The organism is Candidatus Kuenenia sp. (assembly GCF_039794105.1).
Classification (GTDB): Bacteria; Planctomycetota; Brocadiia; order Brocadiales; family Brocadiaceae; genus Kuenenia.
Window position 1 is genome coordinate 18919 of record NZ_JBDIWA010000030.1, and the last position, 26849, is coordinate 45767.

At 42.4% G+C, this 26849-nt stretch carries 22 protein-coding genes; 18 read left to right on the forward strand and 4 right to left on the reverse strand.

Going from position 1 to position 26849, the window contains the following annotated elements:
- Window positions 1-83: 83 nt before the first annotated feature.
- The 8 genes from ABJL82_RS12845 to ABJL82_RS12880 all read left to right on the forward strand — a co-directional run bounded on the left by ABJL82_RS12845 (window position 84) and on the right by ABJL82_RS12880 (window position 13602).
- A complete protein-coding gene (locus tag ABJL82_RS12845; protein WP_347275095.1) occupies window positions 84-2003 on the forward strand; it encodes a DUF6519 domain-containing protein in 1920 nt (639 codons plus the stop codon).
- Window positions 2004-2028: 25 nt separating this feature from the next.
- Window positions 2029-4635 (forward strand): choice-of-anchor X domain-containing protein, encoded by a 2607-nt coding sequence (locus ABJL82_RS12850; protein WP_347275096.1) that lies wholly within the window; start codon window positions 2029-2031, stop codon window positions 4633-4635.
- A gap of 474 nt (window positions 4636-5109) precedes the next feature.
- Window positions 5110-6516, forward strand: a complete 1407-nt coding sequence (locus ABJL82_RS12855) for a DUF4157 domain-containing protein (RefSeq protein WP_347275115.1) — start codon at window positions 5110-5112, stop codon at window positions 6514-6516.
- Window positions 6517-6945: 429 nt separating this feature from the next.
- On the forward strand, window positions 6946-7215 hold the full coding sequence (locus tag ABJL82_RS12860; RefSeq protein WP_347275097.1) for a hypothetical protein: 270 nt from the start codon (window positions 6946-6948) through the stop codon (window positions 7213-7215).
- Window positions 7216-7432: 217 nt separating this feature from the next.
- On the forward strand, window positions 7433-7993 hold the full coding sequence (locus tag ABJL82_RS12865) for an OsmC family protein (protein WP_347275098.1): 561 nt from the start codon (window positions 7433-7435) through the stop codon (window positions 7991-7993).
- Window positions 7994-8578: 585 nt separating this feature from the next.
- Window positions 8579-10522: a S8 family serine peptidase gene (locus tag ABJL82_RS12870; protein ID WP_347275099.1), complete on the forward strand. Its 1944-nt coding sequence runs from the start codon at window positions 8579-8581 to the stop codon at window positions 10520-10522.
- A gap of 211 nt (window positions 10523-10733) precedes the next feature.
- Entirely contained in the window at window positions 10734-12461 is a 1728-nt protein-coding gene (locus ABJL82_RS12875; RefSeq protein WP_347275100.1) for an alpha-amylase family glycosyl hydrolase, read from the forward strand.
- A gap of 580 nt (window positions 12462-13041) precedes the next feature.
- Complete coding sequence (locus ABJL82_RS12880) at window positions 13042-13602, forward strand: pentapeptide repeat-containing protein (protein ID WP_347275101.1); 561 nt, start codon at window positions 13042-13044, stop codon at window positions 13600-13602.
- A gap of 183 nt (window positions 13603-13785) precedes the next feature.
- Here the strand turns inward: ABJL82_RS12880 and mtnP are convergent, their stop codons facing one another.
- A complete protein-coding gene (gene mtnP / locus ABJL82_RS12885) occupies window positions 13786-14649 on the reverse strand; it encodes an S-methyl-5'-thioadenosine phosphorylase (protein WP_347275102.1) in 864 nt (287 codons plus the stop codon).
- A gap of 498 nt (window positions 14650-15147) precedes the next feature.
- Here mtnP and thrS point away from each other — a divergent pair, with 498 nt between their 5' ends.
- From thrS to ABJL82_RS12935, 10 genes are all read left to right on the forward strand, one after another.
- Window positions 15148-17070 carry a threonine--tRNA ligase gene (thrS, locus tag ABJL82_RS12890; RefSeq protein ID WP_347275103.1) on the forward strand — a complete coding sequence of 641 codons (1923 nt, stop codon included), beginning with the start codon at window positions 15148-15150 and terminating at the stop codon, window positions 17068-17070.
- 42 nt (window positions 17071-17112) lie between these two features.
- Window positions 17113-17592 carry a translation initiation factor IF-3 gene (gene infC / locus ABJL82_RS12895; protein ID WP_261345363.1) on the forward strand — a complete coding sequence of 160 codons (480 nt, stop codon included), beginning with the start codon at window positions 17113-17115 and terminating at the stop codon, window positions 17590-17592.
- Window positions 17593-17823: 231 nt separating this feature from the next.
- A complete protein-coding gene (gene rpmI, locus ABJL82_RS12900) occupies window positions 17824-18021 on the forward strand; it encodes a 50S ribosomal protein L35 (protein WP_295103190.1) in 198 nt (65 codons plus the stop codon).
- 38 nt (window positions 18022-18059) lie between these two features.
- Window positions 18060-18422: a 50S ribosomal protein L20 gene (rplT, locus tag ABJL82_RS12905; protein WP_347275105.1), complete on the forward strand. Its 363-nt coding sequence runs from the start codon at window positions 18060-18062 to the stop codon at window positions 18420-18422.
- 162 nt (window positions 18423-18584) lie between these two features.
- Window positions 18585-19601 (forward strand): phenylalanine--tRNA ligase subunit alpha, encoded by a 1017-nt coding sequence (pheS, locus tag ABJL82_RS12910; protein ID WP_347275106.1) that lies wholly within the window; start codon window positions 18585-18587, stop codon window positions 19599-19601.
- 48 nt (window positions 19602-19649) lie between these two features.
- Complete coding sequence (pheT, locus tag ABJL82_RS12915) at window positions 19650-21659, forward strand: phenylalanine--tRNA ligase subunit beta (protein ID WP_347275107.1); 2010 nt, start codon at window positions 19650-19652, stop codon at window positions 21657-21659.
- 141 nt (window positions 21660-21800) lie between these two features.
- Complete coding sequence (locus ABJL82_RS12920; protein WP_347275108.1) at window positions 21801-22073, forward strand: DUF4160 domain-containing protein; 273 nt, start codon at window positions 21801-21803, stop codon at window positions 22071-22073.
- Window positions 22070-22354, forward strand: coding sequence for a DUF2442 domain-containing protein (locus tag ABJL82_RS12925; RefSeq protein ID WP_347275109.1), 285 nt, complete (start codon window positions 22070-22072; stop codon window positions 22352-22354). The genes ABJL82_RS12920 and ABJL82_RS12925 overlap by 4 nt, the downstream gene beginning before the upstream one ends.
- Before the next feature lie 39 nt (window positions 22355-22393).
- Complete coding sequence (locus ABJL82_RS12930) at window positions 22394-22591, forward strand: type II toxin-antitoxin system HicA family toxin (RefSeq protein ID WP_347275110.1); 198 nt, start codon at window positions 22394-22396, stop codon at window positions 22589-22591.
- Window positions 22588-22827 (forward strand): hypothetical protein, encoded by a 240-nt coding sequence (locus ABJL82_RS12935; RefSeq protein WP_295103438.1) that lies wholly within the window; start codon window positions 22588-22590, stop codon window positions 22825-22827. Before ABJL82_RS12930 ends, ABJL82_RS12935 begins: the two co-directional genes overlap by 4 nt.
- A gap of 234 nt (window positions 22828-23061) precedes the next feature.
- Here the strand turns inward: ABJL82_RS12935 and ABJL82_RS12940 are convergent, their stop codons facing one another.
- The 3 genes from ABJL82_RS12940 to ABJL82_RS12950 form a co-directional block, all read right to left on the reverse strand.
- The gene (locus ABJL82_RS12940) at window positions 23062-24903 is read right to left on the reverse strand and encodes a radical SAM protein (RefSeq protein ID WP_347275111.1); all 1842 of its coding nucleotides are present in this window, start codon (window positions 24901-24903) and stop codon (window positions 23062-23064) included.
- A 151-nt stretch (window positions 24904-25054) separates the two neighbouring features.
- The gene (gene hpt, locus ABJL82_RS12945; protein ID WP_347275112.1) at window positions 25055-25606 is read right to left on the reverse strand and encodes a hypoxanthine phosphoribosyltransferase; all 552 of its coding nucleotides are present in this window, start codon (window positions 25604-25606) and stop codon (window positions 25055-25057) included.
- Between the two features lie 180 nt (window positions 25607-25786).
- Complete coding sequence (locus tag ABJL82_RS12950) at window positions 25787-26500, reverse strand: tetratricopeptide repeat protein (protein ID WP_347275114.1); 714 nt, start codon at window positions 26498-26500, stop codon at window positions 25787-25789.
- Between the last annotated feature and the right edge of the window lie 349 nt (window positions 26501-26849).

A 26849-nucleotide genomic window follows, 5' to 3' on the forward strand; every position in this document is an offset into this window, starting at 1 on the left:
TATTATAAAAACGGTTGACGGCTTGCCAATAAGCGCAGCAACAAAATATATACTATAACTGTGATAGAGTTAAGGAGAAAACCATGGGCAATTTTTCGAGAGACACATTCAAACTAACCAATATAATGCATCAATTGATTACAGGGGAACTAGTTTCGAATCCCGCGCATTATGTTGGCATCAGGCTTCAGCAAGGAGTGCCGGTGTTGGATGCGGATTGGAACGAGTTGGAAGACATACGGCGGACGGAACTTTTGGCCATGATCCGTTACTTTATCGGCAGTGGTGTTCCCGCTGGAAATCAGGGATTTCAAATTTTAACTACGAGTGGACAAAATAACTTTTCAGTTGCGGCAGGAATTGTCATGGTCGATGGCTTACTGGTAATCAACGAGAACATCACTACCTACCAAACCCAATCTGGCGTGGCCGGGCTTCCCACCCTGACAACTCCCGTTGCCGACCGTACCGATATGGTTTATTTAGATACATGGGAAGAGGAAGTCACGGGAAGTGACGGAGGTGATCCCCGCCTTATTGATAATCGCATTGGTATTGAAACGGCGGTTAGAGTTAAGCGCGAATGGGTTGTGCGTGTCAGAGAAAACGCCAACGACCTTTCTTCGATCGTTAGGGAGAATGGACATAGCTACTTGCCTTTGGCCAGACTTAAACGCCGGGCAGCGGTGGCGGGTATTACTTCGGATATGATCATTGACCTGCGAAAAACCGGCATTACACTTGCGGAGCATCTTAAAGTTCCGCTTTTTGTCCAAATGGGCTTAGAGATGCTGGATGTAACCCGTTTCGTTGCGATGCTGACAGGACTTAGAACCTCACTCTTTGCACGACTCCGACAGGCGCAATTACCGCATCAGACCGCATCGGTTCAGGATGAAAATGTTTTACTCATCGCCTTGCAGGAAGTTATGAACCGGGCCCACATAGGCGAAGTGCAAACTGCCTCCCGCAACATGGACAATCAAGATGCCTTACAATTTATGAGCAGACTTTATGATGTACAAAATGATTTTCTTGATGTTTTGGAATCCATAGGTAACGTTGCAAGCGATACCGCTATCCAGGATTTTATCATCCAGTACCGCAACTACCTGGACGGGAGCGCTGCTGATTTTATCAAGGGTCTAAAAATAGCCATGGACAATCAAGATCTGCTGGCAGCGGTTATTGCTCAGGAGGAGCTCAATGGTTTCCTTTCCGCGCCGGTCACCAACTTGCCGGAAGGGACTGTAAACGTATTTTATAATTCGGTTATTCCATTTGAAGCGCTTGCAGCCGGCTCGGCTTATGCCTTTACTTTCGAGGTGGAAAGCCAGGTTACTTCTCCTTTAGGGAGTGAGGAATTTAGTATACAAACAGCTTCTGCTGCTTCGTGGACTTTATCAGTAAGTCAAAATAGCGTGACTTTAACTAATCTTGGCGGCAAGACAAGCATTACTGTTACGGTGACTCCAAACGCAGCCGAAACACAAGCGATCCTCACGGTAACGGCCATTGCAGCTCGTAACCCTCTTGTCCGCTCGCCGCAACCTGGAATCACGCTCCAAATCGGGGTAGAGCCGCCTGTGGGAACTTTCTTTTTCTATGCGGATACACGTCTCAATACTCAGGGTCAACTTGAAATTCGACAGAACCATTTGACCCGAACAACCGGACGTGACATCCTGTTCAAGATTAAAAATGACAACGTCAGTGAAATTCGTACATATGGTATCAGTCATTATATCAGCCCAAGTGTTGCAGATACAACCGGTTGGAGTCCGCTTCAGGCATCTCCCGCTACCCAGAATGTACAGGTGAATCCGAACATGACTACCGACTATTTTGCCAGGGTTGATGGCCCTAAACCTCCGGCATCAGCACCCCCAATAGGAACAACCGGAGAGATTGTTTCAACTGCAACGCTTGTTGAAATCAATGGCAGTCCAGTCGTGGGCGGCGCTGCAGTGGAGATTCGGGTTAATTTTATTGTCATTGCATAACTATCATTTTTGTGGAGGAACGTACATGAAGGCTCAGAGACTAAACTGTATACAACTCGCTTTGTCTCTTCAACGGCCATATTGCTTGATAATTTTTCTGATCTTGTTTTTGACACTGCGAAATGTTCTTGCGGATCAGCCAACGGCAGGATGTCCTTTGACCGCTGTTGGGGGCGCAGGTGCTGCGAATGATTGCTATACTGTAACTCCAATTCCTGGTTCTGTGTCCATTGATGGTATACTTACCGGAATGGAATGGACAGATGCCCCTTCCAAAGACCTCAGCACCGCTGGTTTTCAAGCAAAAGCCCGTTTCAAAAGGAGCGGTAACAACCTGCACTTTCTGATTTCTGTTAACGATACACTTTTAAATGTTTCCGATCGGGTTGAACTTTATTTTGATCCTTTACATAACCATGCCACTACTACGGATGACATAACATTTCGCATTAAACGCGGCAATGCAGATCACCGTAAAATTACCAGTAGTGGAGATGTGCCATGGGCGCCTGGTGCAAACCTGGACATCGAAGATTACTCTACCGGTGGTGCACCACCTGATTTTGCAACAGGCTGGGCTGCAGAAGTAACGATTTCCGCGAGTGATTTGGGGTTATCCGATTTGCCGGCAATTATGGGGTTTTCCTTATTAGTTACAAACCAGGACGCCAGTGATCAGACCTCCTGGCCTGACCCTTTTCCAGCATCGCCGGCAACCTGGGCAAATCTGAAGACACGCTATCCAATCGAGTACATGATAGTGCTGGATCAGTCCGGCAGCATGCTTTCTCAAAGCAAATGGGATAACGCAAAAAAGGCCGCTAATTTTATGGCAAACGCCATGGCGGTTCTTCGCGATGCAACGTATTTTGAGGACAAAATTGGTGTGGTGACATTCTCCTGGAACAATGGTGCTAACACAGATCAAACAACGACTCCAAAGCCACTTGTTCAGATTCCGGCCTTTCCTTTGGGGAACTATACCGATGCTATGCCCGCAGTTTCACCTCCCATGTCGGATTATTATACGCCAATCGGCAAAGGTCTGGATGCGGCTTTTACTGCCCTGGGCACAGGAGTAGAAGAGACACAAAGGGTGGTGCTTTTACTCAGCGATGGCTTACACAACCGGCCCATAACTGATGTGCCACTTCTACCGACTCACTTGAACTATAACCCTTGCGCATTAGGGGCTTGGGGCATCTGTGCAAACTCCCTTGTGCAGGTGAATACAGTTGCCCTGGGTCAAGATTGGGGGGTAGATACTGCGCTTTTGACGAATATCAAAAATGCGTTCACAGGCCAGTTTGGATCGACCTACAACATTACTACAGATGTTGAAGATTTGAAGGAGACCTTTATTTCTTCTTTAGACGAGCTTTACCAAATGAATCTGGCTTCTTCCGATCCTGGTGGCACTCAATTTAGTGTCAATGCAGGTGAGCGTAAACTAGTTGTCATTCTTTCATGGACAAATCCTGCAGGCGCTGTAACTTTTAGTCTGCAGCAGAAAGTTAACCCCGGTGACCCCTGGAACGATGTAGCGTGTGATGTTTCAGCGGTGGAGAATGCCACGGTTGGCTACGCCATTTGCATCGTCAACAACCCGCCAGCGGGGACCTGGCGCACCGTTGACGGAATGGGTAATCCCTTAGCTACAGCAGATCGTCAGTTTGTCATGCTCGATCTTAATCTTCGCGCCAGATTCGCTATTGATCAAAAAGTACATGGAACAGGCATGGACGTCATTTTGACCGCAGATCTGAATGAAGCTGGCGTTCCGGTAATCCATGATCCGGTTAACCACCCGGTAAAGGTAACTGTTACTATTAAGCGACCGGGTGAAGGTTTTGGTACATACGTTTCGGTACACACCCCTGATAGTTGTGAACCGCAGCCACCGTCACTTCCACCCATTCGTTGGGATATAGATTTGATTAAAACAGGTTTAATGACAGGTGTCTTCACAACCGCGGTTACACAGCCACCAAATATAGATGTAAAACCAGACCGTTTTGCGAAAATTGACACACTCTTTAAACTGTGCAATAAAGATAGTCTGGTTTTTATTGAAGATTCTGGCATAGAACTTTACGATGATGGTACGCACGGCGATGTGACACCAAATGATGGCATTTATACCCTGCAATTTTTGAATACCCAGTATGAAGGAAGTTATATCTTTCGGTTTAAAGCGAGCGGGATTTCACCTTCGGGTAGTACGTTCAGCAGGGTTAAGACTCTTGCTGAATATGTGCGGGTTGAGGTTGACCCGAATCAAACGGATTTTGGTTCACGTATCTATCAGCAAAGCGGTAATCTTGTACTAAAAGAGTACTATGTAATACCCCGTGATAAATTTAGCGGGTATCTCGGACCAGGGTATCCCGATCAAATTCAGTTTTACACGACGGGAGGTCAGTGGGCAAGCCCTGTTATCGATTATAACAATGGCATTTATTCCCGCCTGCTTAGCTATGACAAAACTCAAAGACAACCAGATGTGACCCCTGTAATTCAGGGCAAACCAATTAAGCCCGAGGCCATTACCTGTTGGTGGGTCTGCTTAATTATCATAATTATTTTATTAATTATTATTGCGTGGTTGATCATTCGTAGATGTAGGCCCTAAGCTGGCATAGCCAGAACCAAACAAGCACGAGATAAAAAATACGAAGCACGAAATACGAAACAAATTCCAAAATACAAAATCCCAATGAAAAAAACCGGGTTTTGAATATTTGAAAATTGAAATATAGAATTTGTTTGCCCTGCATTTTTGGTTACTCGCTGTCTGACACTAACTGACGCTGCGAAAGGATTTATTGATCATTAACGAATTTACTGAACGAATAGCATTATAAAGGTAAAAAACATGGAACGCCAACAAGTAACCAAAACAAACCAACCAAATAATAAAAGGGAAATGCATCCTACCGCTAAGCCGGTGTTGACGAGCCGGACTCCCGCCCACCCGCTTTTGCAACTCCAACGAGCGATTGGGAACCAGGCTATAGGTCGCTTGATCCAGGCCAAACTCAGGATAGGCCAGCCCAATGATATTTATGAGCAGGAAGCGGACAGGGTGGCGGAGCAAGTGATGCGGATGCCTGAACCACAGCCACAGCGGACTTGCTCCTGCGGTGGGGAGTGCCCCAAATGTCAGGCCGGTCAGCCGGGCCAGGAACATGAGCGCTTGCAGCCCAAGCGCGTCCAGTTAAGCGACCCGGAAGAGACCTTGGTAGTGCCTATTATCAACGAAGTATTGCGCTCACCTGGTAAGCCTCTCAACCCGACGACTCGCGCCTTGATGGAGGCACGCTTCGGGTACGATTTCAGCGGGGTGCGGATGCACACGGATGCAAAGGCGGCGGAGTCGGCGCAGGCCGTTCGTGCCCATGCCTACACGGTGGGCCGCGACGTTGTTTTTGCGGAAGGTCGGTACGATCCAAGTGGTGAGCAGGGCCGAAAGCTCCTGGTCCATGAGCTGGCGCATGTGGTCCAGCAAACAGGAGGAAGTAACAATATTTTAGAAACGGTGACAAAGAGCAGGCAAGAAGGTCTCATTGAAAAGGAGGCGGACGCGACCTCTAATAAGGCAGAAAAGGCGGATGTGGAGATGTTGTACCGAACAAGCACTCCATCCATTCAACTCCAACGCGGGGGAAGCGGTGGCCAGCCACGATGTCGAATACCCCATGCGGAAGCAAAAAGCTGTACTAGCGGGAACACCGGAGTAGCCGATCCGGGTAGCGTCATCGCAGAGGCGCGAAGGCTGGCAGTAAGTTGCGTCAGTAAGGCTATCTCTAAACTAAGAGCCCTACGGTCACAAACCATCCTCCAAGTGGACCGTCATTTCCACTGTCCTTCTAGCTCGCAAATTATAAACATAATAAAGACCTTTGAACAGATACAGAATTATTTACCCAGTGTGTGGGTGCTTTGTTATAACGGCCCTTTATGCAGGGAATGTTATGTGAATTATGTATCATGCCCTACCGGGGCGGATGTTACATTGTGTTCAGGGTCCCAAGCAGGCATGTACGTTTGCCCCGATTTCTTTCTCAACTACTGGCATCTATCCAGAATACGGATGTTCATCGAGGCGGCAGCTTGGCAGACAAATAAAGCAGCCCCAGGCTGCCAGGAAGGAGAAGCTTGCTATGATGATTTTACCAAGCCCACCTCGGAAATGGTAAATAATGCAGCTCCATATGCCAATTTTGCAGTGGAGGCTTCGGGCCTCTTCCCAATTGATAGTTATGAAGTTGCCGTACCATGTCGGCCCATGGAGACAGGTTTTAATGTAGTTGTTCCGCCGGATGCACGGACTAACCCCAGGGCTGTCCGACTGCTGACCGGTTTCGAGCCCATACCAAGGGGTTCTCAAATCGTCTCTGTATTCAAGGACATTGCTGGCAAATATTTCATTTACTACAGCGGACTTCCGGGAGGGCGCGTGTACATGCCCGGAGAAGGAGAGCGCTTCTACCTTCCGGAGGGATTTATGTAGCTTTGTATAGAGGGTACTGCTAATGAGCGCATACACGGCAATCAGGGATGTGGGAGAGACGTTGGTAAAACACTCCTGAGGGTCAATATGAGGGCGGGTAAAGGGGTCGCATCTTAAAAATAAGTATAGATAGGAGACTGTAGATGGCAATGAATATCTGGACAAAAAAAGTATATGTTACGGCCAGTGGCTCATTGCAGGAGCGGGTGCTGAAACAGGCGATAATAAAATGAAAGATATGGCTATGTTGTCAATTGTTACAGCCTCAATCTCTTTTACTGTAACGGAGACGAAGCTGTTTATGCCAGTACGGGAATGGGTAAAAAAGAGAAATGCCTTTCTGGGTGAATTGCTATCCTGCGGCTACTGTTTTAGTCACTGGATAGCATTTGCGTTGGTGGCAATATATCGGACCAGACTCTTTGAATCATGGTGGCTGCTGGATTATTTTCTAACCGCGTTGTCGATGACGAGAAGGACGTGCATACCGTTACCCGATTTGCGTTAGATAACTATGCATATAAGGGAAAAACCCTCGAATTCATCAGCGCTTATTCAGGGAAGGAAGCAAAGAATTTCATACGTGAATATCCCGATATAGCAGTGGTGCTTTTGGATGTGGTAATGGAGGAAGATGACGCCGGCCTAGAGCTTGTGGAATATATACGGAAAGAGATACAGATCAGAATAGAATTATAAAGGTAAAAAACACGGAACGCCGACAAGTAACCAAAACAAACCAACCAAATAATAAAAGGGAATAAGTTCAAATATGTGATAAGAAGTTGCGGCAAGTTCTTATATATATCGAGACAGTCTTTGTTTGCAGTTTTATACGGAGTGTATAGTCATTGTTAGGCAGTAGATTAAGGACATTTAGCAAGTAATTTCAAAACCATTCGGAAAGGAGAAGCCAATGGCACAGGAAAGGAAAGTCAATGGAGTCAACGTCGACCAGTTATTCGACACGATAGAGCAGATTAAGGGAAATCCAGAAATTGCTAAGTTCGAATTTCGTGCTATTAACACATGGGTCGACGGCACACACAATCGTGCGAATGTCAAGGATTTCTATGGTGCTCTAAAGGAAGATACCTCACGGGTGCAATTGGCTTTTGAGATAGATGAACCGCCCGTTCTTTGCGGGCAGAATCTTGGAGCGAATCCCGTGGAGTATCTTCTCGTGGCCCTGTCTGGGTGTCTGACGACGAGCCTTATAGCTCACGCTGCTGCTCGGGGAATCGAAGTAAAGAAAGTGGAATCCAGGTATGAGGGCGACTTGGATCTCCGGGGCTTTCTGGGAATATCAGAGGAGGTTCCCGTCGGCTACAAGAACATCCGGGTGTACTTCAACATCGAGGCAGATGTTTCTGAGGATCAGAAGGAAGACCTCATCAGGATGGCTCAGAAATACTCCCCGGTTTTCAATAGTATCGCAAAGCCGGTACCGGTCTCCGTTCAACTCGACAAGAAATGAACCTTATTCAGGTTAGGTAGACAAAAGCGAAGGGTTGCCCACCGAGACCGCCTAACAAAGGCATGAAATCGGACGGGAAAAGGCTGGTACCTTTTCCCGCAGGTTATTGCCCAGGGTGAGGCTTTGAAGCGAACTAAAGGAGATTAATCATGCGCACTTTCACACAGAAACCGAAGGCCATTCAGCTTAGTTCGGGTAGTGAGTTTCCCGGAACACCGTATTTAATTATTTGAGGATTTAGCGGGTTGCATCCCGGGGGGTGAATTTTGCCTGATGATATAGCCATAAAATTCTTTACCTCATAGTACGCAAAGGGCGCAAATGACGCGGAGAAGATAGAAAAATATTAGGAGCATTCAAATCCCTTTTGAGCAAAAGCTCAGCAACCTTGATGTTGATAATGATATTGCAAAAGTAGGGGAGGATAAAACAAATTCTTTTTCATACTAAAGGTACTTATCTTACGCATGATCTCAAACTGGCAACATACATGATGTTCTTTTAAACTGCGGGAAAAGATAGGCTTTGCTATTCATCAAATAAAGACCAAATATCATATAATTATTTTAAGAAAGGAGTGAATACATGGATGAAATTAAATTAAGAAGGGGACTTCAGGAAGTTACTTTAAAAAAGTTGCCGGGTTATTTTGCGGTGCGTTTGAAACAGGGGAAAGCTGCTAGTGAAAGGGCGCTTGAGGCATGCTGTGGACGCTCAAAAGCAGAAATTGAACATGTAGATTCCGCGGCAACAGAAAATATGGAAATCTTCACAATAAAAGAGACTGCGAAACTCGAAGAGACGATGGACGAGTTACGGGAGGCTCCTGCAAGTGATGTGATAACCCATATGTACGCCCTGGATGATACCCCAGGCGGAGCAGTGATTCCCACAGGCACCATGACTATCCAGTTTAAATCCAATGTCAAGGACGAAGAACGAGAAAAGATTCTGGCCGAATTTGGCCTGGAAGTATTGGAAGAACTTGATTTTCTTCCGCATGGGTACACGGTTAAGCTTACCGACGCCTCTAAAGAAAATCCATTAAAGATTGCTGCCAAACTTCAGCAACGGAAAGACATAGTAACAGCAGAGCCTGATCTGAGTTTCCAGATTTCTTTTAAGCATATACCAATAGATACTCTTTACCGGGAGCAATGGCACCTGAAAAATAGAGGAGACGGGGTAGGATTGGTTGCCGGAGCGGATGTGAAGGCTGAAGAAGCCTGGGATTATACAAGGGGGTCCAGAGACATAATAGTCTGTGTAATGGATGATGGTTTTGATTTGGAACATCCTGATTTTAATGCTCCGGGGAAAATCGTTGCTCCCAGGGATTTTGGACAAGCAGATTTCGATCCCAATCCGGTTTTTGAAGATGACAATCATGGTACTGCCTGCGCAGGTGTGGCCGTTGCCGAAGAGAATGGAACGGGGGTTGTTGGATTGGCCACTGGATGCGCATTTATGCCGGTACGCACATCCGCCTGGCTATCTGATGAATCTATCGTTAGTCTATTTCAATATGCTATTGACAATAATGCTGATGTAATCAGTTGCAGTTGGTCTGCTGCGGCATGGAACTTTCCTCTTTCGACCAAAATGAATGGCATCATACATAAGGCTGCTACCGAGGGGCGCTGGAACAAAAAGGGGTGTGTCATTTTATTTGCAGCCGGGAATGAAGACCGTCCGCTTAATGGACAAAAAGACGGACAAATTTCACATCAGGGTTTCGCTTTGCATCCGGATGTAATTGCAGTTGGAGCCTCCAATAGCATGGATCAACGTTCCTCTTACAGTAACTATGGCGCCGAGCTTACTATATGCGCACCTTCAAGCGGTTCCCCTGGCAGACGCATAGTAACAACGGATAGGCGTGGTACCAAAGGCTATTCTACTGATGACTATACGAATGATTTTGGAGGGACGTCCAGCGCAACTCCTTTAACAGCGGGTCTGGCTGCTCTCATTCTTTCGGTCAACGCAGAACTGGCGTCTGCAGCGGTAAAGCGTATCATTATGGATACGGTGGATAAGATAGATCTGGAAAATGGCCAGTATGTTAATGGTCACTCGCCGCGGTATGGTCACGGACGCATCAATGCTCACAAAGCTGTAGCCCTTGCAGCTGGAGATAGTGAAGAACGATTGCCAGAAGTGCTTTTCATGGAACATCGGGTAAACAAGCCAATTCCGGATCTTGGAGCAACCGAAGACGATATAAAATTTCCTCTGGAAGTTATCAATAAAGAAATCGAAGTCACCCTTGATATTAAACATACCTATCGTGGTGACTTGCGGGTAATCCTCAAACCGCCACAAGGTGATGAAATCATACTTCATGATGGGTCTGGTGGTAGCCAGAAAGACCTTATTCGTAGTTTTCGTTCCAGTGATGAACCAGGACTCTTCGCATCTGTTATAGGAACTTCTGCCAAAGGAAATTGGCATCTCAAAATAATGGATATGGCCAAACAGGATGTAGGGAATCTTAACAAATGGGGGATAGCAATCACGTATACCTAAGCTGGCAAGGAACCAAATAAACGCAAAATACTAAAGGCGGAACCACAGATTACACAGATTGCACAGATTAAAAAATTCATCACAAACTTTCCAATGACCAATGACCAATGACCAATTCAGAACTTGTTTCGGATTTTACCATTAAATATCTTGTCAAAAAAATGCGAATAAATTACCGATAAGATAAGGTACTAAAAAGAGGGTTTAAGACATGGCAAACAAAATTAAATCTGTAAAGGAGTTGGATTTCAAACCGCAGGGCAAAGTCTTTCCTTCACCCCACGATTGGCGGGATGTATTTATTTATTTTATGCTGGTGGACCGGTTCGATAATAATCAGCAAAACCTTCCTGCATATGATCCCGCTTCTGCGGCCAAAGGCCGGGACGCGGAACAGGGCAGGTTATTCCAGGGAGGAAATCTTAAAGGCATCATTCGCCGTCTGGATTATATTCGGGGCCTTGGCGCCAATGCGATATGGCTGAGCCCTGTCTTTAAAAACCGCCGGGAGAAAAATGATACCTATCATGGGTATGGCATTCAGGATTTCCTGGAGGTGGACCCAAGGTTTGGTACAAAGGAGGACCTTCAGGAACTCGTTAGGCAGGCACATAAAAGGAGTATGTATGTAATTCTGGACATCATCATCAACCACACTGGCGATAACTGGGCGTATCCTGGCGATCTTCCCTTTTACTATTGGAAAGAGGCACCATACCCATTTGACTTCGGTTTTTGGCGAGAGGTTAATCCGGCAGCGGGATTTCAGGAAGACGACGCCATCTGGCCAGAAGAACTTCAGAACCTTGAATGTTATAAGAGGAGGGGGCAGATCAGGAATTGGGGTGATCCTGACGAAGCCATCAACGGTGACTTTCTTAGCTTAAAGGAGCTGGATATCAAAAAACCTGATGTATTGGATACCCTGATCAAGGCCTATAAATACTGGATTGCAATTGCAGATATCGATGGATTTCGGGTTGACACGGTAAAACATATGGAATCGAGCGAAACAGCCATCTTTTGTAATGCAGTACGTGAATATGCCAAGCGCATTGGTAAACAGAATCTTTTTATATTTGGCGAGATAGTGGGAGAAGACCAGACTATACAAAGTTATATCGGACGTAACAGCCGTGTAGAAGGGACGAATGAGCGCTTCCCCTCACTTGATGCCGCCCTGGATTTTCCCCTGTATTTTATTCTGGAAGAGACCATTAAAGGCTTTGTCAAGCCTTCTGCCCTGCGAGAGCGGTACGAACAGTTCAGGACGCAGTATGCAGATCACGGAGCGGCCGGCCGTTACTTTGTCACATTCGTGGACAACCATGACCAGATGGCCAGGCCATACCGTCGTCTTATGCATCGTAACCCTTACCCTGCACAGGCCGTCCTTGCTATCGGATATTTACTGACCTGTCAGGGTGTGCCCTGTATTTACTACGGTACGGAGCAGGGCTTTGATGGTGGTGGAGATAATGATAGCTATGTCAGGGAATGTATGTTCGGCGGTCAATGGGGGGCATTTGATAGCACAGGACATCACTTTTTTAATCCGGGAAACCCCATATATCAAAGTATTGCAAAAATAGCTGATATAAGACGAAGAGAACCAGCGCTCCGTTACGGCAGACAATATTTCCGGGAGATTTCGGGGAATGGAATTGATTTTGGTCACCCTTTTGATGGAAAGTGCACGCTGGCATATTCAAGGATACTTGACAACACTGAGGTCATTGTCGCTATGAACCTGGACGCTAATGCCAGGAATGATTTTATTACTGTAGACGCAAAATTAAATCCGTCGGGACTGAAGATGTTCAATCTCATGGGTCCCAAAAAGCAGGTGACTGTGGAGCAGATAGGTTCAAGGCATGCAGTCAGGATTTTGCTCGACGGTCACGAGATGGCTGTCTTAAAACGGCCAGAGTCTTCCTGACGTCTAGCGGGTTCCTTAACAACAGTTCGGTTAAGGTATTTTGAAGATAATAAAATTATACGGGAGGCTGCTGTGTTTATTTGGACAAGAAGACTTACTTGTGTACTGTGCACAAACACCGCTTGTGCCCTGCCGGGGTTTTGATTATCAGGATAATGAAAAATGGAAGGTATGGTCGGGCTATGACAAAAAAATCCTGAATTCCGATTTGAATTGTAGTCAAAATGTACGCATTTAAAATTCAGGGATGGAAAATTTATAAAATGTTTCATTGTTTATGCGAAAGGGCTCTGGTATGGGAAAAAATAGCAAACCGCTCTGGCTGGAAATTTGTGGAGTAATTTTGACACCTATAGTAATTGCGGGGGCAAGTTATTATGTAACAGTCGGAGTCAATGAGCAGTAGCAGGCGAATGCAGAAAGAATTGCGAAAGCTCAAATAAATAATGCAATCGGAATTTCAGAGGGCGAGGTTAAGGTTGCTCAACTCAATCAAATCAAGGATCTGTTTACGCAGATTTTTATTGAAAAACCAGACCCCCTAAAGAAAGAAATCATACTATCGCTCTCTGCATATGGTATGACATCTCTTCCATTTCTTACTCATTCATTGGATTACGCAAAGGAGAAAAAAGATGAAGATTTAATTCAAGCGTCAGAAGAGGCGATAAAGATTGCCTTGGGTTCAACGCAAATCAACCCAAAGGATGTAGACTTAGCCGGGAAATCTTTGCGCAATGCAAATCTAAAGAATCTGGATCTTGAACGTGCCGATTTTCAAAAATCAAACCTCTATAGTGCAAATTTAAGTTATTGTAATTTATTAGGCGCTAAATTTGCTCACGCAGATTTATATCTCAGTGATTTTACGAATACAAATCTTACTGACGCTGATTTCTCTCAGGCTAACCTACGGCGAGCTAATTTTAAAATGGCAAAGCTTGATAAAGCAAATTTTAAATATTCACGTAACGTTGAAGATGCCGAATTTACACCAGCAAGCCTAAAAGATGCTGATTTTAGCAACGACGACATAATAAAATTATTAAAAAAATATAAGGGTGAAATTGAGCAAGATAGATACGGTGAAAATTTATTTGATAAATTAATAGAAAAATACTCTTTAAAACCATTGGTCTGATGCTATCTTTACCTTATCGTTAGTGCTGGGTATGGGTGTGTTGGTAAAATTTTATAATACCATGGCGAGTTTTGTAATAATGTCAATTTTATTATTTTTTGGAGCCTGGCTTGGAATGAGGATAGCAGCACGCATGAGAACCCTTCCTCTGGCGAGTGATTAAAGCGAATATGTTTAATATTGCTATCGTAAATATTTACCGAAAATAACATCCAGTTTCTTTTTTGTTTCTTCCGGGACAAGGTTTTTATTGGTAACAATAGCATCCTTTGCCGCAGTAGCACAAATACATGTCCTACTTTGCTTAATTTTGGGAATAGCTATTTTGAGTATTTTTTTTGCCATTTCCGCATTTTTGTTAAGATTTGAGATGACCATTTCTAATGTAACGGGCTCTTCTTCCTCATGCCAGCAATCATAATCTGTCGCCATTGCAAGTGTACTGTAACATATTTCAGCTTCGCGGGCTAATTTTGCCTCCTGGAGATTAGTCATGCCTATAACGCTTACACCCCATTGGCGATACACATGTGATTCAGCGCGTGTAGAAAAAAGGGGTCCTTCCATGCATAAATACGTGCCGCCTTTATGTACCCGGGCGTTCACGGATTTTGCTGATTCATGTAATAGTGTGGCAAGGTTATTGCAAACAGGATCGGCGAAACTTACATGACCTACAATGCCATTGCCAAAGAAAGTACTTATTCTGCCACGGGTTCTGTCAAAAAACTGGTCAGGGATGACGATATCTAAAGGTTTTATTTCTTCTTTCATACTTCCTACAGCGCTTACTGCAATAATATGCTCAACGCCCAGCCTTTTCATTCCATAGATATTTGCCCTAAAATTGAGTTCAGAAGGCAATATGGTATGTCCCTTTCCATGTCGTGGTAAAAAGGCGACCTTTTTCCCTTCTAAAATTCCTAAAGTAAAATTATCGGAGGGTTTGCCGAATGGAGTATCAATAGACAAAGATTCTACGTCAGTGATGCCTTCGATATCGTAAAGGCCACTCCCACCAATTATTCCAATTGTTTGTTCCTGCATTTAATATTTCTCCTTATACATTACCTGTGTAAAGTAAAAGAGAGATTATGCTAAAATTATGTTGCCGGTGTCAATACATAAAATTTAGGAATAATTGTTCTGCGTCGAATATTTTTGGCATAAATTTGACATAAATAAAGATTCTATTTTCTCTGAAGGCTATTACATCATTGCGTTATTTTTAGGGGACAAATTACTAAAATACTATCAATGCGTTGGAATAACGCTGCATTATTCATTTGCGTTAAATAAAACAATAGAAAACACTTGAAAACTAAATATGAAATCAATTAAACTATGAAAGTTTTTGCGACCGATGGCACTGGCAATCGGTAAAATTGGGTAACTACATCTTATGACATGTTATTTTTTTGAAAAATAGCCCTTGGAGGGGTTAAATATTAATAGCTTACGTATTATTTAATTTGTTGTAATCGTAACATTTTTATTAGTAATGTATTAAGTTAATTCTTTGCTTTAAAAAATAAAATAGAAAATATGGTTAAAGTAACATTACCTGACGGGACGAAAAAGGATTTCGAAGATAATATAACTATTGGTGAAGTCGCAAGTAGCATAAACAGCAAGATGGGAGGGATCGCATTGGCTGCCAGGGCGGACGGAGTTCTGGTAGACCTTAATTATCCTATAAAAGATGATATTTCTCTTTCTGTTATTACGGAAGAAACACAGGATGGCCTGGAAATAATCCGCCACAGCGCAGCGCATATTATGGCGCAGGCGGTTTGCAGACTTTTTCCTGGGGTAAAGCTTGGCATAGGTCCTACTATCGAAAACGGATTTTATTATGACTTTGATTGTCCTCATCATTTTACTACAGAAGATCTGAAAAAGATCGAAGAGGAAATGTTAAAGATCTTAAAGGAAGATATTTGTTTTGAGAGAACAGATGTGCCCCGGGAGTTAGCAGTAAAAGAAATGGAAAAAAACGGGCAACCTTATAAAGTGGAACTTATAAGAGACATTGAAGGCGATACCGTTTCTTTCTACCGCCAAAATGAATTTGTTGACTTATGTCGTGGTCCTCATATTCAGAAGACGGGCAGGGTGAAATCTTTTAAACTACTCAGTGTTGCAGGCGCTTATTGGCGTGGGAAAGAAACGAATCCTATGTTACAGCGTATTTATGGCACAGCGTTCTTTACCAATGAGGATCTTAAAAAATACTTAAAGATGCTGGAGGAGGCTGAAAAGCGTGACCACCGGAAAATTGGCAAAGATTTGGATCTTTTCAGCTTTCATGAAGACGGCGGAGCTGGGCTTGCGTTCTGGCACCCTAAAGGCGCTAGAATGAGAAGCATCATTGAGGATTTTTGGAGACAAGAACATTTCAGGAGAGGATACGATATACTTTACAGTCCTCACATAGCAAAGATTAATCTGTGGAAGACGAGCGGCCATTGGGATTTTTACCGGGAGAGCATGTATTCACCTATCGATGTCGATGGACACGAATACATATTGAAACCAATGAATTGCCCTTTTGCAGTGCTTATATATAAAACAAAGCTGCACAGTTATCGCGATTTACCATTACGATGGGGTGAATTGGGGACGGTATACCGGTATGAAAGATCCGGTGTATTGCATGGTTTATTACGTGTGCGGGGTTTTACCCAGGATGATGCGCACATATTTTGTACCCCTGATCAGTTAGAACAGGAAATTATAGAGGTAATTAAGCTGGCCCAATTTATGCTGTCGAGTTTTGGGTTTAATGAGTATGAGATCGAATTGAGTGTCCGCGGGAAAGGGGAAAAAGAAAAGTATATCGGCAGGGATGATGTATGGGATCATGCAGAAGATGCGTTAAAAATTGCGCTTGAGAAAATAGGGTTACATTACACACGTATGGAAGGAGAGGCGAAATTTTATGGTCCGGCAATTGACATAAAGGTAAAGGATGCTATCGGAAGAGGATGGCAAGGCCCTACGATACAGGTAGACTTTAATCTTCCGGAAAGATTTGACGTCAATTATGTGGGATCCGATGGTTATCATCACAGGGTTGTGATGATCCATCGTACGGTCATGGGTGCGATGGAGCGATTTATTGGCTGCTTAATTGAACATTTTGCAGGAGATTTTCCTCTGTGGATTGCGCCGATACAAATGAGAATATTATCGATAACAGACGCCCAAATAGATTATGCGAAGAAATTGCAAACGGAGTTGCTTTTAAAGAATTTTAGGGTAGAATGCGATATTGGTAACAACAAAATTGGTTATAAAATCAGAGAAGGCACGTTACAAAAAATTCCTTACTTATTGATTGTTGGCAATAAAGAAATGGAAGAAGGATTAGTAGCTGTTCGCAGCAGGAAGAATGGGGATGAAGGGGTGCTTCCTGTTCGAGACTTTATCAGCAAGGTTGAGGAGGAGGTACGGGGGAAAAAGTAATCTTAATTATGGAGGAGAACATATATTTCACAGATATTAAGGATTAACGAGCGCATCCGTGTTCAAAAAGTGAGGCTGATTGACGAAAATAGTGAGCAAGTTGGGATCGTCAGCATAGATGAAGCGCTTGGACGGGCAAAAAGTGTGGAGATGGACTTGGTAGAAGTTGCTCCTGAAGCAGACCCTCCTGTTTGCCGGCTCATGAATTACGGCAAATTTAAATATAAGCAAAAGAAGAAGAAAACGCAAAAACAGCGAGTGGTTCAGTTGAAGGAATTACGAATCAGACCCAAAACAGGTGAACACGATATACAGACAAAAATCCGGCAGGCACGCAAATTTTTAGAAAATAAAGATCGGGTGCTTGTGATGATGCTTTTTAAAGGGCGTGAACGGGCGCACTCCGATATGGGTGATAGTGTTTTAAATCAATTTGCCGTAGAACTGGAAGATATTGCCAAGGTAGAGAAAGACCGCATTTCTGATGATAGAAGGATGGGGATTATTTTATCTCCAAAGTAAAATAAAAAAGGGTATATACTGTGAGGGTTTACAAGTAGAGAGTTCCCGATTCGCATATTTGGCTTAACCTTGACAGGTTGCTACGCGCAGGCAGAGATATATTTTGTACAGGGAAACTTCTTGTCCGTAGCTACAACCGTATTTTTTTGCGATTTTTCAAAAAACTAAAGCGTTAAAAAAACTTTAATAGAGAAGAATGGGATTCTTAGTATTTGATAGGGGAAAGCACACATGCCAAAATTAAAACCACACAAAGGCCTTAAAAAAAGGGTGAAAATTACTGCAAATGGTAAAGTAAAAAGGCCAAAAGCCGGGAAGAGCCACTTAATGTCTGGAAAATCGGGAAGAAGAAAACAGCGGCTAAGAAAGAAGATTGAAGCATCTCCGGGTTTTAGCAAGAATATAAAGAGAGCAATGTTAGAAGAATAAATTACACGTTTTATTGTTTTTTTTGAAAGAGAAGTAATATGAGAGCTACAAATGGAAGTGCAAAAAAAAGATCCAGAAAGAGGCTGTTAAAAAAGACAAAGGGATACTGGGGAGGCAGGGGTAATTTATATAAAAAAGCCATCGAGACGTATATTCGCGCGATGGCATACTCTTTCAGAGATAGAAAAGTAAGGAAGAGGGAGTTTCGGAGTCTTTGGATTACAAGAATTAATGCGGCTGTCCGTGAGCATGGGATTTCATACAGCCGTTTTATCCGAGGGCTAACGGTTGCGAAATTGGATATAAACAGGAAGATGTTGGCGGAGATGGCGGTTAATGATAAATCTGCCTTTGCTAATTTAGTGGAGATGGTAAAAGGAAAAGTAGGGGCGTCTCTATAGTTTCCCAATACATTCACAGTTTAAAACCGCACATTATAACTCCAGGAAACATTTCTTCCACAATACAACAGAAATTAGTGTAAATAAGGCACGCTTATTCCTTGCGAAATACAATGAATGGGCGTGCCTGTGTTTTTTATAAACATTAGGAAATTATTCATTATGCCGGAAAAAATACAAGATGCTCAAAAAATGTTTCATAATGAAGTTGGCAAGATAAAAACACGGCAAGAGGCAGAGCAGCTTAGTGTGAAATATATTGGCAGGACCGGAATAGTCAGTGAATTGATGAAAGTCATACCAAAACTACCTATGGATAAACGTGCCTCTTATGGAAAACAGGTTAATGCTCTAAAAGATGAAATGTGCAGGACGCTTGATGGTTTAATAAACAGCTTGTCTTTGGATAAAAAACCTGCTAACAAAAAAGAGTTTTTTGATGTTACATTGCCGGGAAAGCCGGCGGATGTGGGCAAAAAACACCCTATCACCCAAACTATCGATGATATCAAGGACGTTTTTGCCAGATTGGGGTTTGAGGTCGCTTACGGACCTGAAGTTGAGTTGGAGTATTATAACTTTGATGCACTGAACATTCCTTCCGACCATCCTTCCCGAACGGATTTTGATACGTTCTATATAAAAGAAGATGTATTGTTGCGGAGTCAAACATCCACTGTTCAAATCCGCATTATGGAGAAGCAAAAACCGCCTGTTCGTATCATTGCGCCTGGCGTCGTTTACCGACCGGACACGGTAGATGCGCGTCATTCTTTTATGTTTCACCAGGTGGAAGGCTTGTTGGTGGATGAAAGCGTAAGCTTTGCCGACCTGAAAGGCACGCTGAACCAATTTATAAAATCTTATTTTGGACAGAATGTTCAAATGAGGCTTCGCCCTTCATTCTTTCCTTTTACGGAACCTAGCGCTGAGGTGGATATTTCCTGTTCTCTATGCAATGGCAAAGGATGCAGCGTATGCTCATATAGCGGATGGGTGGAAATCTTAGGGGCAGGAATGGTAGACCCTAATGTGTTTGAAGCCGTTCATTATGATGCAGAAAAATATACGGGTTTTGCGTTTGGATTGGGAGTGGAAAGAGTCGCCATGTTAAAGTATGGCATAAATGATATACGTTTGTTTTATGAAAATGATATGCGTTTTCTTTCTCAATTTTGAATAGGATTTATACCTTTTTTTATAAGATTAAAATGAGAAAAAAGTGTTATGAAGATTAGCTATAGTTGGTTAAAAGAGTACGTTTGCTTTGATTTGTCTCCCAAAATGCTTGCAGATAAATTGACCGGCGCTGGATTGGTGGCGGCAAGCATTGAAGCTTTTGAGGATGACTACTGCATTGACCTGGAAGTTACGGCTAATCGTGCTGATTGCATGGGAATTATCGGCATTGCAAGAGAAGTGGCAGCTATTACAAAAGGAAGCTTGCAATTGCCATGCACGGATATTTCCCGCGAAGGTGATGGTGATATTTCTCAAAATGTTAAAGTAGAAGTTAAAGAGCCGTTGCTGTGTTCACAGTATACAGCTCGTGTGATACGTAATATAACGGTGAAACCGTCTCCGGAGTGGCTGCAGAAAAGACTTAAATGCATTGGGCTTCGTCCTGTTAATAATATTGTGGATATAACAAACTATGTAATGATGGAGTCGGGACAGCCCCTTCACGCATTTGATTTGGATAAGGTGTCAGGCGGACAAATACACGTAAGGAAGGCGAAGAGCGGAGAAGAGATCGTTGCAATCAATGGCGCCAGACGTGTACTATTTCATGACATGCTTATTATTGCGGATGAAAAGAGGCCGATCTCAATAGCCGGCGTAATGGGGGGAAAGGAAACGGAGGTAACAGATGCTACAAGAAATATTCTTATTGAATGCGCCCGATTTGAGCCGCGACAGGTGCGGCGTACTTCCAAAGCGTTGGGAATTGTTTCTGATTCTTCCTGTCGTTTTGAAAGAGGTGTTGACCCATTGGGCTTAGATTTTGCGTCAAAAAGGGCAGCAAAACTAATCATTGAGCATGCAGGCGGTGAAATGTGCAAAGGTATTATAGACGTTAGTGCAAATCGAAATGAAGCGAAAAAGGTAGCGCTTCGTATTGAAAGCATAAAAAAAATTTTGGGAGTGGATATAAACAGAGACGTAATACTGGATATTCTAAGGAGTTTGCAGTTTAAAATTCTTAATTGTGCTGATACCTTTGTTGATGTTGAAATTCCAGGTTTTCGCGGTGACGTGTCACGTGAAATTGATCTTATAGAAGAAGTGAGCAGGATTTATGACTATAATAATATTCCTGCCAAAACAGCAATAGGCATTCGCGGCAGTAAAAAGAGTAAATACGAGATTGTAGAAAATCTTATTCGCAATAATTTAACAGGATTAGGATTTTATGAGACGAAGACATTTAGTATCGTTAATCATGCTTTTTTGAAGGGAGTGAATCTCTGGTCGGGTGAAGATGTTGTTGAAATAGCAAATCCTTTGCGGCAGGAGGAAAGTATCTTACGTACCTCGTTATTGCCCAGCCTGGCAAAGGTCAAGATACATAATGCAAATCATGGGTGCGAGAAGGTAAAACTCTTTGAAATTGCAAAAATTTATCTGAAAGGGGAAAAATTACCACACGAAAAGGTCTGTTTGTCGTTATTAGATTCCGCAGGGTTTTTTGAGGGAAAAGGGATTGTTCAATCGCTTTTAAAAAATCTTGAAATACATGAAAAATGTGAGTGGGTAACGTTCCATGAAAAAACGAGGTTATTTAATAATGAAAAGACAGCGAAAATTTTAATGGACGGCAAAACCCTTGGCTATATTGGTGAGGCAAGTAAGGAATTAGGTTTTAAAACATTGTGTACCCTGATAGAACTGGACGTAGATGCCTTGGTTGAAAAAGCGCATTTTGATAAAAAATATTGCGAACCTTCTCCTTATCCAATGGTTAAGAGGGATTTTGCGATAGTTGTTGATGAAGAAAAAACGTGGGCGTCCATAGAAGATTGCATTAATGGCGCAAATATTTCCATCGTAAAAGAAGTAAATTATTTTGATATATACCGGGGAAAACAAATTCCCGAAGAGAAAAAAAGCATTGCGTTTAATCTCTGTTTCCAATCTTACGAGAGAACTCTAAAGAGCGAAGAGGTTGATGATGCGTCGGCTGTAATACTTGACGCTTTGTATAAAAAATTAGGGGCTGAATTGCGCACACAGTAAAATGTACGCAGGGAAGAACTGCTAAATTGATAAAAAGTCAAGCACAGTAGCTTATACTTTATGTAGACTTTCAAGTTTCGCTTTGCTAAAAGGTAGAAACTGTGTAATAACTTGTTAAGCGTAATAGGATAGATCGTCGTCATGCCTACAATCTCGATGTTCTATGGCATCCTTATCCGGATGTTTTTCTATGATATGGATAAGCACAACGTGCCGCATATTTATGCCGAATATCAGGGACAAGTAGCGGTCTATTCGATTCATGATGGAACTGTCTTGGCTGGTGAGCTTCTGCCAAAGAAGCACAAGTTAGTCGTCGCATGGATTGAAATACATCAGGATGATTTACTTGTTGACGGGCAATTGGTAGTTAATGGTAAAAAGCCGTTTCCAATTCGAGGACTTGGCCAATGAACATTGCAGAAATTGTTCCCAAAGACAATTACACGCTGTACGTCAAAGCAGAAGATGGAAGAGCAGGTTTATTTGACGTAAAACCTTACTTGGAATCAGAGGCCTTCGCGCCACTAAACGACAGAGTTGAATTCGAACGAGTTCACAACAGGGGGTACTTCGTCGAGTGGGACTGCGGAGCGGACCTTTCTGCCGATACGATACAGGCGCGATGGAAAACATCGTTAACAGAAAACGCCCAACAAGGCACTCCAGCCAACGCCAAAAAGCGGTGCGGTTGAGCTCAGTTGTTAAACTGCTGAAAATATGGGAATACGTTGATGCCTCCAAAGGTAAGGGAACTGATTGCTGAATTAGAAAAGGAAGGCTTCGTAAATAGAGGTGGTAAAGGCAGCCATAGGAATTTTGTTCACTCAAACGTGCCTAAACCTATTACAATTTCAGGTAAACATGGTGACGATGCAAAGCAATATCAGGTGCGAGCTGTACGCTTGGCCCTGGAGGAGTTAAAAAAATGAAAGACAGCGCAAAATACGCGAAAATCGTCGAATGGTCCGAAGAAGATCAGTGTTATATAGGGAGTGCACCGGGACTGATTTACGGAGGTTGTCACGGCGATGACGAGCAACGGGTCTTTGAAGAACTTTGTCAGATTGTTGAGGAAGCCATCGAACTGTATCGGAAAGAAGGAATACCTTTGCCTCCTGCTACTTCCAGCCGTGACTTCGCAAACCGTATGCAAAGCATCGCATAACACGGCGCTCCACCGGAAGGCGGCGAAGTAGTTGCTGGTGAGCTTTGACATTAGGGGCTTTTCGTATAATGACGGTGCAACATAACACGGGTTTTTGAGGGGTACATTCCCGATTTTTTGTAAAAAAGCAATTAGGGGGGTAATAGTAACTCAAGCTTCCAGCTTGAGTTACAAATATCACAAGCAGTATGCTTGTGGTACAGTACTAGTGTGCCGAAAGGCAGGTGTAAAGAGTTACAAAAAATCGGGAATGCTCCTGTTTTGAGAATTGCAAAGCAATGAATAAAGCCTGTTTGTCCCGTAATGCACCACATATAAAAACACATATTCTCTGATAAATATCCTTAAATCCCACCCTTCATAGTGGTTCTTTTCAAATGCTTCTAGTAATTTTTCTGAATCTTCAATACCAAGTCCTTCGTCAACCGTGTAATAATAATTTAACGCAAGATCCCATTCCGGATTCTTATAGTAGGTAATGCCAAAGGTATCATTTTCTTTGGTCACTGGCGCATACTTGCAGAGATCAAATGTGCCGAATCCTATCGAATGCACAAATTCTTTATTTTCCTCCAGAAATTGTATTGTTTGTTGTGCGTCTTCATAGGACTCTCCCGGAAAACCGAAAAAGCCCATTACATGGTTCCATATGCCGGCGTTAGAAGAGATTTTAAGCATTTTGCTCATAATATTTGTGGTTGTTGACTTATCCATTCGTTTTAATATCCGTTCGCTTCCTGACTCAAAGCCTAAATGTAAATACTTGCAACCGGCATTTGCCGCAGTTTCCCAGATTTCTTCATTTGTTAAACTATTTTCAAATCTTAAATGGGTCATCCATGCAATGTTCATGTTGTTTTTTATCAATGCATAAGAGAGTTTTTTAAATAAAGCCGGGGGGTATGATTCGTCTGGAAAGTGAAAATTATGCGTGTGATACTTGTTTTGAAGATAATGGATATCATCAATAATCTGACTGATCTTTTTTGCCCTGTAGCCGGCGGTATATCCCTCTCCATGATCACAGAATTTACAACGCCCCCAATAACAGCCCCTCGTGGCAACGTAAGGGAGGATTAATTCAGGGACAAAATATTTCTCTAATGGCAAACCATCGAAATCAGGAACAGGCAGTCTTGTTACATCTTCTGCCATTATTAATGGAGAAGTATGTATGCCTGACGCATCTCTGAATATTACGTTTGGAACGGTTGCAAGATTTCGCGTAGTACCGATTGTTTCAACAAGCTTAAGCAACGCGGTTTCTCCTTCAAAGACTATGGCACTATCGAAAACAGCAAACAGATCAGGCTTTTCCGGCAATATGTCACGAAGCCGCGTTACCGTATTTCCGCCAATGGTGATGTGAATATGTGGAAAATCTTCTTTGATAAGTGAACAAAAAGTCAATGAAGATATAAGCTGTTGCTTAAGAACGATTGAAATTCCAATAATGTCCGGATTTTCTGAGTGTATAGACGGCTGCAAAATCTGCTTATAAACATCCCTGTAAACGTTTACCTGAGCATCTTTTATTGCCTTCATAAGCTCTGTGGAAATAAAAGTGTTATAGGGCAGTGTTGTTTCCATTGGTGGCAGGCGAATAATTGCAGGGGCGTATACAAGTGAGATTACAGAAGTCACTTCGTGGAAAATATTGATAGCCCATTCAAGTTTTTTAACATCAAAAAAGTCATGGGAAGTTACGATCTTTTTTGCTTCTTCAGCATGTTGCGACAATTCATTAATACGGGCTTTTGTACAACCGGTTAATGCCTGTTTAAGTGATCTGTCATTATCATCCAATCCTAACAGCGCCGATTTATTTTTCAATCTTTCTAATTGTTTCGGTGCCTTTTCAAAAATAAGTTGAAGACCGTTACTGCTGAAAAACCAGTCATACATCTCAAGATTTACATCTTTTTGAACGACAAGATGGCCTGCAGACCGCAAAACAGCAGTAAGAGAGGGAAGGCTTAAATATGGTTCAGAAGGAAACCAATCCGGAGGAAACAGCAACATTATTTTCTTTGTGCGATGGCAGGTATTTTTATCGCCCATGGTATATAATGACATTTTATGCAAGAGGTATAGCTAAACGCATCTGTTTTTAGAGAAATCTAATATAACATCTTAATAGCGGTATGATGGGTGGCACAGACAAACTTGTTTGTCCGTGAAATTCCGCAGGAGGCGGAATTCAGGCAATGTACTTATGATACAATGTCTAAGGACAGCCGTTTCTGCGATAGCACTCGTCTTTGAGTACTGCTATATAGGGCAAATTTCTATATTTGTTATTGTAATCGAGGCCATAACCAACAACAAAATCATCTCCCACATTAAAACAACAATAATCAGGTTTAATTTTATTTTGACGTCTTCCGCTACGGCTTAAAAGCACACAGCTTTTCAAGGATGCAGGGGCATATTTTTTAATATCTGCTAAAACTTTTTTCAATGTATTTCCTGTATCAACAATGTCATCTATTACTAAAACATGTTTGCCGTCAATATCAATTTTAAAATTATGTATAATATTGACCTCCCCTTTCGATATAGTCGAATCACCATAACTTGAGGCATCTATGGTATCCAATCTTATTGAAAAAGGAATATGGCGAATCAAATCTGCAAGAAATACGAGACTTCCGTTAAGTATTGCAATAATCGTCCATTCTTTATTTTGATAAGCATTAATCAAAGTATTTGATAATTCGACTAATTTCTCCTTAATTTGTTTCTCGCTGATTACGACCCGTGCAACATCCTTTTCCACGTCATTTATCCTCCACACAATCGTTGAATAAACAGATAATTAAATAAACAGATTATAAATGTAATACTATCGTATTATTCTATAAAAAATCCTTTTTTGTAGGGGTTTTGCATCTCCTCTTTGTGAAGGAGAGAAAAGAGGGGTGGTTCTCTTTCGTTGCGGTTTTGCTGTGCTGTGAGATTAATCTCGATTCCTTCTTTCCTGAGTAAACTGTTGCAAGATAAACCTTTCTCTTGTTGCCTCTTCAACCATTCCAAGTTTATCATAAATTACATGCAGAACACTATGTGCTTTTTCTGCTTTCGGATTCAGCATTATTGTTTTTTTTAATGCAGCAATTGCTTCATCATACATATTTTTTTTGTAATAGCAGACTCCCAGGAAATAGTATCCGTCTTCCAGTTCCGGATTAAGCTCTATTGCTTTTTTACATGCCAAAAGCGCTTCATCATGATTTTCCATCAGGCTGTAGGCAACCGATAAGTAAAGGTGTGCCTCCGCTTCTTTTGTGATGTCTTTTTTAGAGGAAAATAAATCAATAGCCGTTTTATATTCTTGTATTGCCTCCATGGCCATTTGCTTTGCCATATATGCAAACGCAATGTTATAGCGGGCCTTTGGTTCTTCCGGATTAAGTTCAATGGCTCGTTTTAGTTCTGTTAGCGACTCGTCTATCATTCCTTTTGTATAATAGGCTACGCCTAAACCATAATGGGCATCATAGTGATTCGTATTTATTTCCAATGCCTTTTTAAATGCGTCAATTGCTTCATCGTATTTTTTTTGTTCAAAAAAAGAAAGCCCTTTTTTATTAAACGAGTCTGCTTTATTGCCGCAACCGATAATGAAAATACAAAAGAGTAATGATAGATATGATAATTTACGTATAAACATGATGTGTTTTAGGATGCCAGAGAATAGAGGACGTTTTTAAAACCGCGTATAAAAGTTTTTTATAGAAAGAAATATTCTAACCTCAAGACTCCCTATTTTAAAGGATATATTTTTTATTGTGAAAACTAGCGAGAAAAATAAAGCTACGATTGATTGGAGAGAAGAAGAAAACCGGGTTATTTACAAAACAATGCACATGCAATAAACACATTTGGAGAGGTGATTGTACGAAGAAATAAGAAAGGGTGCATTGTCTTACAAATAAGGTATTAACGAGAAGAAGCCATACAAAGAGAGGGGGAAGCAACTGACATATTATCCACAATCAATTTCCTGACTTTAGAGGGTA